An 11,686-nucleotide genomic window follows, 5' to 3' on the forward strand; every position below is an offset into this window, starting at 1 on the left:
TGGCGAGGAAGGGCCTGCCCGCCGACAGCCATCATGTCGCAGGTACCGGCCTTTGGTAAGCGTCAATTGCTGGCGTGCGCCAGAAACGGCGCTGGCTGCGCGCCATCACCGGGGCCTGGAATGCCCCCAGGCGCAGACGTATGGCGCCCTGTTCAGCGCTGTCATAAATAGCGCTGCCAAAATGCTGATAACGCGCCAGCACTTGCGGGTGCGGATGGCCAAAGCCATTGCCGCGCCCCCGGGAGATCAGCACGGCCTTGGGCGCCAACTGCTGGACAAACGGCCATGACGAGGAACTGCGGCTGCCATGATGGGGCACTTGCAGCCAATCCGTGGGCACCGCCAATGGCGTGGTGAGCAAGGCCCGTTCGGCCTCGCGGTCAATATCGCCGGTCAGCAGTAGCCGTTCGCCACTGGCCTGGACCTGTAGCACGCACGACTTCGCATTGCCGTTGCGGGCATCGGCCCATTGCCATAACTGAAACACCACGCCATCCCACTCCCAGCGCTCGCCACTGACACAGGCCAGGGCGCCGAGGGATGCCGGCAGCCCCTGGGTTTCCCCGCCCACCACCCGCTTGACCGGCAACCCACGCGCTACCGCCGCCGCGCCACCGGCATGATCCGCGTCGGCGTGGCTGAGCAGCATCAGGTCCAGTTGAGTAACTCCCAGTTTGCGCAGTGTCGGCAGTACCACGCGCGCGCCGATATCAAAATCCCCGAAGCGCGGCCCGGCGTCATACAACAGCGTGTGGTGACGGGTACGTAACACCACCGCCAGGCCCTGGCCGACATCCAGTTGCTCCACTGCCACCTGGCCCAGCGGGATCGATTCACGGGGCGGGAACACCGCCAGCAGCAACAGGGGCCACCCCAGCAGACGAAAAGGAATGCCCTTGGGCATCAATAACAGCAGCGCCCCCAGCAGGCTCAGTAGCCAGTAACCGACGGGCACCTCGGCAGGCATCCACACTGGCACCTGTCCGGCCAGCAAGGCCAGGGCCTTGAACAGCCAATCCAGCGCCCCGCCCGCCAGCCACAGCAAGCCACTGCCCAGCCCTGGCACCGCCAGCAACAACGTGCCCGCCAACGCCAGCGGCAGCACCAGCAGGCTGATCCACGGCACCGCAAACAAATTGGCCAGAGGTGCACTCAAGCTGATCGGTAAACCAAGGATCAGTAGTAACGGAAACAGCCCAATAGCGATCAGCCATTGGGCGCGGGTCCAGGCCTGCCACATACGCCAGGGGCCCAAGCGGCCGCTGAAGGCCAGCACCAACACGGCCACGGCGGCAAATGACAGCCAGAAACCCGGCTGCAGACTGGCCAAGGGTTCAAGGATCAACACCGCATTCAGGGCCAGCAGCAGCGGCCACCAGATCCCCAGATGGCGAAACCGCAGGCGCCACAGCAACACCAGCCCGACCATCACACAGGCCCGCTGCACCGGCACCTCAAAACCGGCCAGCAAGCCATAAGCCAGCGCCGCGGCAAATGCCAGGCCGCAGGCCCAAGGCAGCCAAGGCAAGCGTCTGGGCCAGCAGCCATAGCGCGCCAACCCGGCCACCAGTGCATAGATCAACCCCGACAACAGGCCGATGTGTTGGCCAGAGATGACCAATAAATGTACGGTGCCGGTGCCCTGCAAAATGCGCCAGTCCTCGGCGGCCAAGCCGGAGCCGTCACCCAGTACCAATGCGGCCAGCCCGGCTTCACGACCCTGGGCATCGACCGCCAGTAGCTGCTGGCGGATCCCGTCGCGCCAGGCCTGTCGGGCAGGCGCCAGGCGTTGGCCATCCTTGACCGAGCCGGTCGCGCCCACACGCTGGGCCAATAGCCAGGCTTCCTGGTCGAATCCATGGAAATTCAGCAGGCCAGGCGGACGCTTGAGGGTGACGGCCAAACGCCAGCGCTCACCGCTGTGTACTGGCGGGCCGCCCTGCCAGCTCACGCGGATGCGTTGAGGTAGCCGGTCCTGGCGTGACCGGCTGTCGCTCAGCTCAAACCGCACGACCCCATTGCCCTGTTGCGGCAGCCCACTGACGCGCCCTTCCAGCCAACGAGTCTGGCCATCCAGCGCGACAGTTAGCCGGTCGTCCAGTGCCCGTTGCGCACTGAAACAGGCCCACGCCAAGCCCAGTAGAAAAAACGCCAGCGGATAAGTACGAAACGGCAGCAGCATCAACGCCACCACCGGCAACACCAGCAACCAACCGACCGGCGGCAAGACGGGCAGCAGGCGCAATGCCAGCAGCCCCAACGCCAGCGCAAACATCCCTGTACGCATGGGCCATTCCTTGAAAGTGACCCAGGAGTGTTAGCCGAGCGGTTCAGGGCGAACTATTATTTTTTGTCACAAAGTCTGAATTTCCCGTTCGTAGAATACGGGCATACTTGCCCCTCGAACTGACCTGGACCCCTTATGCCACGGCGCTTATTCAAACGGTACATGCCCGATCCGACCAGCATCAGGGAACACAAGTCCTTACGCTTTCTCGGCAAGTTGCTCCATGACCCGAACCTCTGGCACCTGAACCGGCACTCCGTTGCCCGGGCCATGGCTGTCGGCCTGTTTGCTGCTTTCATTCCCATTCCCTTGCAAATGTTGCTGGCAGCCGTGCTCGCCATCTCCGTGCGCGGCAATATGCCCATCGCCGTGAGCCTGGTATGGCTGACCAACCCGATTACCATGCCGGTAGTGTTCTTCTGCACCTACATGACCGGCACCTGGCTGATGAACATCCCGGCCCGCACCCTGCCCGATGAGCTGACTTGGGAATGGATCAGTGGGCAACTGTCGACCATGTGGCAGCCGTTCCTGCTGGGTTCGGTGGTGATGGGCCTGGTATTGGGCGCGCTGGCGTACTGCCTGACCATGCTCTATTGGCGGTGGTGGGTGGGTCATCAGTGGAAAAAGCGCCAGCAGCGTAATCGGTAGAAGGCGGCCTCCTCTGTTTAGAAGCAGAGGTGTCCCGGCTGGCGCCATCGTCGGCAAGCCAGCTCCTACAGGAGTATGCGCACGCTTCGACGATAAGGTCGGCTGTCAGGGCGGAACCGATACCCGCCGTTACCGCAGCTCAATAATCCCGCCATCGTCCCCTCAATCATCTTTTGCAAGATTCCAAACCCCTCATATGGCTACACTGCGCAGGTAGCGCGGGCCGGATGCCTGCGTAGAATGTCGACAACAGTGTGGTAGTGGGAGAGTGGCGTGCTTAGAAGAATGGGGATAAAAGGCCGCGTACTGTTGCTGACCTTGTTGCCTACCAGCCTGATGGCATTGCTTTTGGGCGGTTATTTCACCTGGATGCAGCTCTCGGACCTGCAAACCCAATTGCTCAATCGCGGCGAGATGATTGCCGAGCAACTGGCGCCACTGGTAGCCCCGGCACTGGGCAACAAGAACACCGATCTGCTGGAACGCATCGCCACCCAGTCCCTGGAGCAAGTCGATGTACGCGCCGTGTCCTTCCTGGCGCCCGACCGCTCGCCCCTGGCCCATGCCGGCCCGACCATGCTCAACCAATCGCCCATCGGCAACAGCTCCCATCTGTTGCAGCGCACGGGCAATGACGCCACCCGCTACCTGCTGCCGGTGTTCGGCCGCCATCGCAACCTTGCCGGCGAGCTGATTCCCGATGAGGCCGATCGCCTGCTGGGCTGGGTCGAGCTGGAGTTGTCCCACAATGGCATGCTGTTGCGCGGCTATCGCAGCCTGTTTGCCAGTTTGCTGTTGATCGCCATCGGCCTGATCTGCACCGCCGCCCTGGCCTTGCGCATTAGCCGCACGATCAACTCGCCCATCGGCCAGATCAAGCAAGCCGTGGCACAGCTCAAGGATGGCAACCTGGAAACCCGTTTGCCACCGCTGGGCAGCCAGGAGCTGGATCAGTTGGCATCCGGCATCAACCGCATGGCCGATACCTTGCAAAACGCCCAGGAAGAATTGCAACACAGCATCGACCAGGCCACCGAAGATGTGCGCCAGAACCTGGAAACCATCGAGATCCAGAACATCGAGCTGGACCTGGCCCGCAAGGAGGCTTTGGAAGCCAGCCGCATCAAGTCAGAGTTCCTGGCCAATATGAGCCATGAAATCCGCACGCCGCTCAACGGCATCCTCGGTTTCACCCACCTGTTGCAGAAAAGCGAGCTCTCGCCCCGCCAGTTGGATTACCTGGGCACCATCGAAAAGTCCGCCGACAACCTGCTGGGCATCATCAACGAAATTCTCGACTTCTCGAAAATCGAAGCCGGCAAGCTGGTACTCGACAATATTCCGTTCAACCTGCGCGACTTGCTGCAAGACACCCTGACCATCCTCGCCCCGGCCGCCCACGCCAAACAGCTGGAACTGGTGAGCCTGGTCTACCGCGATACGCCGCTGTCGCTGGTAGGCGACCCGCTGCGACTCAAGCAGATCCTGACCAACCTGGTCAGCAATGCCATTAAGTTCACCCGCGAAGGCACCATCGTTGCCCGGGCCATGCTCGAAGACGAGCAGGAAGACAGCGTGCAACTGCGCATCAGTGTGCAGGACACCGGCATCGGCCTGTCCAACCAGGATGTGCGGGCGCTGTTCCAGGCCTTCAGCCAGGCGGATAACTCGCTGTCACGCCAACCGGGCGGCACGGGCCTGGGGCTGGTGATTTCCAAGCGCCTGATCGAGCAGATGGGCGGCGAAATCGGCGTCGACAGCACGCCAGGCCAAGGTTCGGAATTCTGGATCAGCCTCAACCTGCCGAAGACCCGCGACGATATCGAAGACCTGCCGGCCCCGCCGCTGCTGGGCCGGCGTGTGGCCGTGCTGGAGAATCACGAGTTGGCGCGCCAGGCCCTGCAACATCAGTTGGAAGACTGCGGCCTTGAAGTCACGCCGTTCAACAGCCTGGAGAACCTGACCAACGGCATTACCAGCGCGCACCAGACCGAGCAGGCCATCGACCTGGCCGTACTGGGCATCACCGCCAACGATATTCCGCCGGAACGCCTCAACCAACATCTCTGGGACCTTGAACACCTGGGTTGCAAAGTCCTGGTGCTGTGCCCGACCACCGAACAGATGCTGTTCAACCTGTCGGTGCCCAACCCCAATAGCCAGTTGCAGGCCAAGCCGGCCTGCACCCGCAAATTGCGCCGGGCACTGTCCGACCTGATCAGCCCTCGGCCATTGCGCAGCGAACCGGGCGAGCCGTTGTCCAGCCGCGCGCCACGGGTGTTGTGTGTCGACGACAACCCGGCCAACCTGCTGCTGGTACAGACCCTGCTCGAAGACATGGGCGCCAAGGTCCAGGCCGTGGAAAGCGGCTATACCGCCATCGAAGCGGTGAAGAAGGAAGCCTTCGACCTGGTGTTGATGGACGTGCAGATGCCCGGCATGGACGGGCGCCAGAGCACCGAAGCGATTCGTCAGTGGGAAAGCGAGCGTCATGGTACGCCGCTGCCTATCGTCGCGCTGACGGCCCATGCCATGGCCAATGAAAAGCGCGCCCTGCTGCAAAGCGGCATGGATGACTACCTGACCAAACCCATCAGCGAACGGCAACTGGCCCAGGTGGTACTGAAATGGACCGGCCTGGCCTTGCGCAATCAAGGCCCGGAACGCGCTGCCGAGGGCCACGGCCCTGCCGCGCAACTGCCGGTGCTGGACCATGAAGAAGGCCTGCGCCTGGCGGCCGGCAAGGCTGACTTGGCCGCCGATATGCTGGCCATGCTGTTGGCCTCCCTGGAAGCCGACCGCGAGGCGGTCTGTATCGCCCGCGAAGCCTGCGACAATAACGCGTTGATCGAACGGGTCCATCGCCTGCACGGCGCTACCCGCTACTGCGGCGTGCCGCAACTCCGGGCCGCCTGCCAGCGGGCCGAAACCTTGCTCAAGCAGGATGACGCCAAGGCCATGGCCGCCCTCGATGAGCTGGACATGGCCATTGCCCGCCTTGCCAGCGAGGCACGGGTCAACGCCTGACACAGCACAACACGCCATTTTGCAGGGAGCCCTCCAATGCGCATCATTCTATTCAGCAGCCAGACCTATGACCGTGACAGCTTCCTCGCCGAACCCTTGCCCGCCGGCCTGGAACTGCAATTCCAACCGGCACGCCTGAACCTCGATACCGTGGCCCTGGCCGACAAGCACGAAGTGGTCTGTGCCTTTATCAACGACGACCTCGGCACCCCAGTGCTCGAACACCTCGCCGCCGGTGGCACACGCCTGATTGCCCTGCGTTCGGCCGGCTACAACCATGTGGACCTGGCTGCCGCCAAGCGCCTGGGCCTGACCATCGTGCGGGTGCCGGCGTACTCGCCCCATGCGGTGGCCGAACATGCCGTGGCCCTGATATTGGCCCTCAACCGTCGCCTGCACCGCGCCTACAACCGCACCCGCGACGGCGACTTCAGCCTGCACGGCCTGACCGGCTTCGACCTGGTGGGCAAGACCGTTGGCGTAGTAGGCACCGGGCAGATCGGCGCGACCTTTGCCAAGATCATGGCGGGTTTCGGCTGCACGTTGCTGGCCTACGACCCCTACCCTAATCCGCAGGTCGAAGCCCTCGGCGCGCGCTATGTCGACCTGCCCCAGTTGTTGGCCGAGGCGCAGATCATCAGCCTGCACTGCCCGCTGACCGCCGACAGCAAGCACTTGATCAATGCCCAATCCCTGGCCCATATGCAGCCGGGTGCGATGCTGATCAATACCGGGCGCGGCGGCCTGGTGGACACGCCGGCACTGATTGAAGCGCTCAAGGACGGGCAATTGGGCTACCTGGGCCTGGATGTGTACGAGGAAGAAGCCCAGCTGTTTTTTGAGGACCGCTCGGACCTGCCCTTGCAGGACGACGTGCTGGCACGCCTGCTGACCTTCCCCAACGTGATCATCACTGCGCATCAGGCGTTCCTGACGCGCGAAGCCCTGGCGGCGATTGCCGGGACCACCCTGGCCAATATCCAGGCCTGGGCCAACGGCCAGCCACAAAACCTGGTACACGGATGATCAGCGGTCACATACCGGGCTCATGATGAGCAGGCGAGCGTGATAGGATGCCGCACCTATTTGGAGGATCCATGGCCGAACACGATTTCCGCTTCAGTTTGCTGAGCCCACAACACACCCTGATCGAATGCCGCGCCCTGGTGCCGGGTCGTTACCAAGTCACCGGCAATGGTGGCTCGATCAAGCATGGCGATGTGCTGATCGTCACCTTGCGCGGCAGCAAGACCCTGTCGATGCGCCTGACCGTCGAAGGCGATGCGCGCTACTCGATCCGCCCGGCCGGCCAATGGGTCGCCATGGCGCAAGGGCCGAAGTTCGGCGAGCTGGAAATTCACACCTGGAAGGTCAACTGCGACAGCTGCGACGCCGTGCTGGAGTTTGAGTTCTCGGTCGAGACCAAGCTGACCAAGGAGCCGCTGCAACCGGCGGCCACTGCGCGCATTAGCGAACTGGGCTGGGCCACTGTCGGTGATAAACACCGTTGCCCGAAATGCCAGAAGGCTGCGCAATGAAGCGCCTGCTGGTGCTCGCCGCGCTGGGCGTCGGCCTTGCCGGCTGCGCCAGCGATGAGGTCACGCTCAAGCAGGATCACAGCTATATCGTGGAATGGATCGGCGAACGGCCACTGATGGATTACGCCCACCTGACCGTGACCCTCGGCACCGATGGCCGGGCCTATGGCAATGGCGGCTGCAACCACTGGTTCGCGCCATACACCCTGGACGGTGACAAGCTCAGCTTCGGCAAGATCGGCAGCACCCGCAAACTGTGCGCCGAAGCCCTGATGGAGCAGGAGCATCGCTTCTTCAAGGCCCTGGAGACGGTGCAGCGCTGGGATATCTCACCCATCGAGCAAACCCGCTTCTGGCCTGCCCAGGGCAAGCCACTGCGCCTGTGGCTGGAAGAAGGCTGATCCAACGTCTTGTAGGAGCGAGCTTGCTCGCGAAGAGCGTCAACGAAAACGCGTGCATCCAGGATGAACGCGGTGCCTGTGAGTGCTTCGCGAGCAAGCTCGCTCCTACAGGGATCGCGAGGGATTAGCCGCGCAACTCCTTGAGCTTGGCCAGTACCCCCGCCGCCGTCTGCTCGCCCAACATCTGCGCCCGCACCTTGCCCTTGTCATCGATGATGTAGGTCACCGGCAACGCTTCGCTGCGTGGGATATCAAAAATCAGCTCGGGGTTCTGTGCCAATACGGTGAACTTGATGCCCAGCTTCTCGCTGGCGCTCTTGAGTTCTTCGCCCTGCACATTGTCGAAGTTGACGCCAAATACACTCACCGGCTGGCCCTTGAGCTGCTCGGCCAGAGCGTTCAGCTCAGGGATTTCGATGCGGCATGGGCCACACCATTCGGCCCAGTAGTTGATCACCAGCCATTGCTTGTCGACGCGTTCGGACGCGACTTTCTGGCCGTATTGGTCAACGCCATAATCATTGCCGCAGCCGCTGAGCAGGAGTGTAGTGATAACTGCCAGTGCGCCTATCAGTCGCCGTGTCATGGGGTAATCCTTAGCAAAAATGAACGTGGGCTGCGGCCTATCGCCTCTTACGGTTTAAGGACACGCCACAGCGCAGGTAGAATACCCGCCACCTTACGCAAGATGCGACCCGCACATGACCGATCTGACGCTTTATCACAACCCGCGCTGCTCGAAATCCCGCGGTGCGCTCCAACTGTTAGAGGCCCGTGGCCTGACGCCCAACGTCGTGCGCTATCTGGAAACCCCGCTGGACGCCGCGCAGCTTAAAGCCCTGCTCGGCAAACTGGGGATCAGCGCCCGGCAACTGCTGCGCACCGGCGAAGACGAATACAAGACGCTCAACCTGACCGACGCCAGCCTCAGCGAAGCGCAATTGATTGCCGCCATCGCCGCCCATCCCAAGTTGATGGAACGACCGATCCTGGCCACCGCCGACAAGGCCGTGATTGGCCGTCCGCCGGAAAAAATCCTGGAGATCCTGCCGTGAGCGCGCCCTACGTCCTGGTGCTGTATTACAGCCGCAACGGCTCGGTCAGCGAAATGGCCCGGCAGATTGCCCGGGGCATCGAACAAGGCGGCCTGGAAGCGCGCCTGCGGACCGTGCCGGCCATCTCCAGCGAGTGTGAGGCCGTAGCGCCAAGCATCCCGGCCGAAGGCGCGTTGTACGCCAGCCTCGACGACCTGAAGAACTGCGCGGGCCTGGCCCTGGGCAGCCCGACGCGTTTTGGCAACATGGCCGCGCCGCTGAAGTATTTTCTCGACGGCACCAGCAACCTGTGGCTGACCGGTGCCCTCGTCGGCAAGCCCGCCGGTGTCTTCACCTCGACCGCCAGCCTGCACGGCGGCCAGGAAACCACCTTGATGTCGATGCTGCTGCCGCTGCTGCACCACGGCATGCTGATCACCGGCCTGCCCTACAGCGAACAGGCCTTGCTCGACACTCAGGGCGGCGGTACGCCCTACGGCGCCAGCCACCATTCCGGCGCTGACGGCAAGCGTGCCCTGGACCCTCATGAAATCGCCCTGTGCCGCGCCCTCGGCCTGCGCCTGGCGAAGACGGCAGCAAAACTGGAGAGTGGCCGTGGCCAAGAAGCCTAAAGTCCTGCCGCCCCAGGCCTGGCTGGAGCCTCGGGTCAAGGTGGCGCGGGTCTTGAGCCTGCTGGCGTTCCTGGGCTTGGTGGGGTTGCTCTGCGTTTATTACCTGCTGGTCGCCGACCTGCATGGCGCCCGGCCCTGGGTGATCCTGCTGATCGAACTGGTGCCGCTGCTGATCCTCGCGCCAGGCATGCTCATGGGCAGTGCGCGCGGGCATTCGTGGATGTGCTTTGTGGTGAACCTGTACTTCATCAAGGGCGCCCTGGCGGCCTATGACCCAAACCGCCAGTGGTTTGGCGTGCTGGAGATGCTGGCGAGCCTGGCGGTGTTCTGCACAGCGTTGTTGTATGTGCGCTGGCGGTTCCAGCTGAATCGGCGGTTGGCCATGTAGAAGCGAGCTTGCTCGCGAAAAACGTTAACGATGACGCGGGCATTCAGAATGCACGCGGCGCCCTCAGGTTCTTCGCGAGCAAGCTCGCTCCTAGAGGTCAATGGTTGACGGTGTAGGCCAGCATCATCGACAACTGGCACATCGGCCGCCCACTTTCGGCGTGCCACTGGTTGAACGCCGCCTGCACCGTCGCCAGGTCACGCAGGCTGGTAGGGGCCTTGTCGACAATCTTCTGCGCATTCAGCGCCGCGACCACGTCATAGCTCGGCACAAAGGTGTCCTTGCCGACCATGCGCAAAAAGCGTGGGGCTGACAGCCCGCCCAGTTGGTGTCCGTGTTTGCTCAGGTATTTCCACAGTCCGACAATATCCGTCACCGGCCAATCGGCGATCAGTGCGCCGAAGCTGCCCTTTTCCTGCGCGACGTCGAGGATCATCTGCGCATTGCGCGGCACGCTCTTGAGCTTGCCCAGGTGGCGGATGATCCGCGTGTCCTGCATCAGGCGCTCCAGGTGCTCGGCCCCCATCAACACCACTTTTTCCGGGTCGAAGCCGAAGAACACCTGCTCGAACGCTGGCCACTTGGCGTCCACCACACTGTGTTTGAGACCGGCGCGAAACACCCGCAGCGACAGGGTCGACAGGTAGCGGTCATCGCTGATCTGACGCAATTGCGCCGGCGTCTTGGGCACAGGCAGGTGGGCTTCCAACTCGGCCGCCGAACCAAAGCGATTCAGACAGTATTCGTGCAGCCATTTGTAATCGCGCATGCCCTCTCCTACGGGTTGAAATGAAAACGGCGCCCATGAGCGCCGTCTGTCAGAGCGTGAAAAAGGCTCAGAGGTTCACAATATTGACGAAGCGCGAAGCGGCGGTTTCATCGATACGCAGGCTGGTGAAGTCGAACAGGTTGCGATCGGCCAACTGCGACGGAATCACATTCTGCAGGCTGCGGAAGATGCTTTCGGTGCGCCCCGGCGTCTTGCGGTCCCAGTCCTGAAGCATGTCCTTGACCACCTGGCGCTGCAGGTTTTCCTGGGAGCCGCAGAGGTTGCAGGGGATGATCGGGAATTGCTTGAAGTCGGAGTAGGCCTGGATGTCCTTCTCGTTGCAATACGCCAGCGGCCGGATCACCACGTTGCGCCCATCATCGGCGCGCAGCTTGGGCGGCATGGCCTTGAGGGAGCCGTTGAAGAACATGTTGAGAAAGAAGGTTTCGACGATGTCATCGCGGTGATGACCCAGAGCCATCTTGGTCGCGCCGATTTCATCGGCAAAGGTGTACAGCGTGCCACGACGCAGGCGCGAGCACAGCGAGCAGGTGGTCTTGCCTTCCGGAATCAGTTCCTTGACCACCGAATAGGTGTCTTTCTCGACGATGTGGTATTCGATGCCGAGGGTCTTGAGGTAGGCCGGCAGCACATCCTCGGGGAAACCGGGCTGCTTCTGGTCCATGTTCACGGCGACGATGTCGAACTTGATCGGTGCGACCTTTTGCAGGTGCATCAGCACGTCCAGCAGGGTGTAGCTGTCCTTGCCGCCGGACAGGCAGACCATGACCTTGTCGCCCTCCTCGATCATGTTGAAGTCAGCGACGGCCTCACCGGCCAAGCGACGCAGGCGTTTTTGCAGTTTGTTCTGATTGACGGTAAGAGTGCCCATGGCGCTTGGATCCGCGAAAAGGTGTCTGACGAAAAGCCGGGTATTTTAGCGGTATGGAGCACCGAGT

12 protein-coding genes and 1 pseudogene are annotated in these 11,686 nt (G+C 62.5%); 9 read left to right on the forward strand and 4 right to left on the reverse strand.

Annotated features, from left to right (window positions below; all coding sequences use genetic code 11):
* Positions 1-31: 31 nt before the first annotated feature.
* Positions 32-2,287, reverse strand: a complete 2,256-nt coding sequence (locus BFQ03_RS16240; RefSeq protein ID WP_239695249.1) for a DNA internalization-related competence protein ComEC/Rec2 — start codon at positions 2,285-2,287, stop codon at positions 32-34.
* Between the two features lie 135 nt (positions 2,288-2,422).
* On the opposite strand from BFQ03_RS16240, the gene BFQ03_RS16245 reads away from it, so the two are divergent.
* From BFQ03_RS16245 to BFQ03_RS16265, 5 genes are all read left to right on the forward strand, one after another.
* Entirely contained in the window at positions 2,423-2,938 is a 516-nt protein-coding gene (locus BFQ03_RS16245; RefSeq protein ID WP_032861531.1) for a DUF2062 domain-containing protein, read from the forward strand.
* A 273-nt stretch (positions 2,939-3,211) separates the two neighbouring features.
* On the forward strand, positions 3,212-5,965 hold the full coding sequence (locus BFQ03_RS16250) for a response regulator (RefSeq protein ID WP_032861532.1): 2,754 nt from the start codon (positions 3,212-3,214) through the stop codon (positions 5,963-5,965).
* A 36-nt stretch (positions 5,966-6,001) separates the two neighbouring features.
* Positions 6,002-6,991: a 2-hydroxyacid dehydrogenase gene (locus tag BFQ03_RS16255; RefSeq protein WP_065943561.1), complete on the forward strand. Its 990-nt coding sequence runs from the start codon at positions 6,002-6,004 to the stop codon at positions 6,989-6,991.
* 71 nt (positions 6,992-7,062) lie between these two features.
* The gene (locus BFQ03_RS16260) at positions 7,063-7,503 is read left to right on the forward strand and encodes a hypothetical protein (RefSeq protein ID WP_032861534.1); all 441 of its coding nucleotides are present in this window, start codon (positions 7,063-7,065) and stop codon (positions 7,501-7,503) included.
* Positions 7,500-7,904 carry an META domain-containing protein gene (locus BFQ03_RS16265; protein ID WP_065943562.1) on the forward strand — a complete coding sequence of 135 codons (405 nt, stop codon included), beginning with the start codon at positions 7,500-7,502 and terminating at the stop codon, positions 7,902-7,904. The genes BFQ03_RS16260 and BFQ03_RS16265 overlap by 4 nt, the downstream gene beginning before the upstream one ends.
* A gap of 124 nt (positions 7,905-8,028) precedes the next feature.
* Here BFQ03_RS16265 and BFQ03_RS16270 read toward each other — a convergent pair whose 3' ends face one another.
* Positions 8,029-8,490 carry a TlpA disulfide reductase family protein gene (locus BFQ03_RS16270; RefSeq protein WP_032861536.1) on the reverse strand — a complete coding sequence of 154 codons (462 nt, stop codon included), beginning with the start codon at positions 8,488-8,490 and terminating at the stop codon, positions 8,029-8,031.
* Positions 8,491-8,605: 115 nt separating this feature from the next.
* Here BFQ03_RS16270 and arsC point away from each other — a divergent pair, with 115 nt between their 5' ends.
* From arsC to BFQ03_RS30690, 4 genes and pseudogenes are all read left to right on the forward strand, one after another.
* Complete coding sequence (gene arsC, locus BFQ03_RS16275; protein WP_032861537.1) at positions 8,606-8,959, forward strand: arsenate reductase (glutaredoxin); 354 nt, start codon at positions 8,606-8,608, stop codon at positions 8,957-8,959.
* Entirely contained in the window at positions 8,956-9,570 is a 615-nt protein-coding gene (wrbA, locus tag BFQ03_RS16280; RefSeq protein WP_029299742.1) for an NAD(P)H:quinone oxidoreductase, read from the forward strand. Before arsC ends, wrbA begins: the two co-directional genes overlap by 4 nt.
* Positions 9,554-9,958 carry a DUF2069 domain-containing protein gene (locus BFQ03_RS16285; protein WP_032861538.1) on the forward strand — a complete coding sequence of 135 codons (405 nt, stop codon included), beginning with the start codon at positions 9,554-9,556 and terminating at the stop codon, positions 9,956-9,958. Before wrbA ends, BFQ03_RS16285 begins: the two co-directional genes overlap by 17 nt.
* Positions 9,959-9,966: 8 nt before the next feature.
* A pseudogene (locus tag BFQ03_RS30690) lies at positions 9,967-10,050 on the forward strand (outer membrane lipoprotein carrier protein LolA); the annotation flags it as partial.
* Positions 10,051-10,055: 5 nt separating this feature from the next.
* On the opposite strand, the gene BFQ03_RS16290 reads toward BFQ03_RS30690, so the two are convergent.
* Both BFQ03_RS16290 and ttcA read right to left on the reverse strand, forming a co-directional pair.
* Positions 10,056-10,727: a DNA-3-methyladenine glycosylase I gene (locus BFQ03_RS16290; RefSeq protein WP_032861540.1), complete on the reverse strand. Its 672-nt coding sequence runs from the start codon at positions 10,725-10,727 to the stop codon at positions 10,056-10,058.
* 67 nt (positions 10,728-10,794) lie between these two features.
* Positions 10,795-11,619, reverse strand: coding sequence for a tRNA 2-thiocytidine(32) synthetase TtcA (gene ttcA, locus BFQ03_RS16295; RefSeq protein WP_032861541.1), 825 nt, complete (start codon positions 11,617-11,619; stop codon positions 10,795-10,797).
* Between the last annotated feature and the right edge of the window lie 67 nt (positions 11,620-11,686).

The organism is Pseudomonas sp. 25 R 14, from assembly GCF_900004755.1.
In the GTDB taxonomy this organism is placed as follows: domain Bacteria; phylum Pseudomonadota; class Gammaproteobacteria; order Pseudomonadales; family Pseudomonadaceae; genus Aquipseudomonas; species Aquipseudomonas brenneri.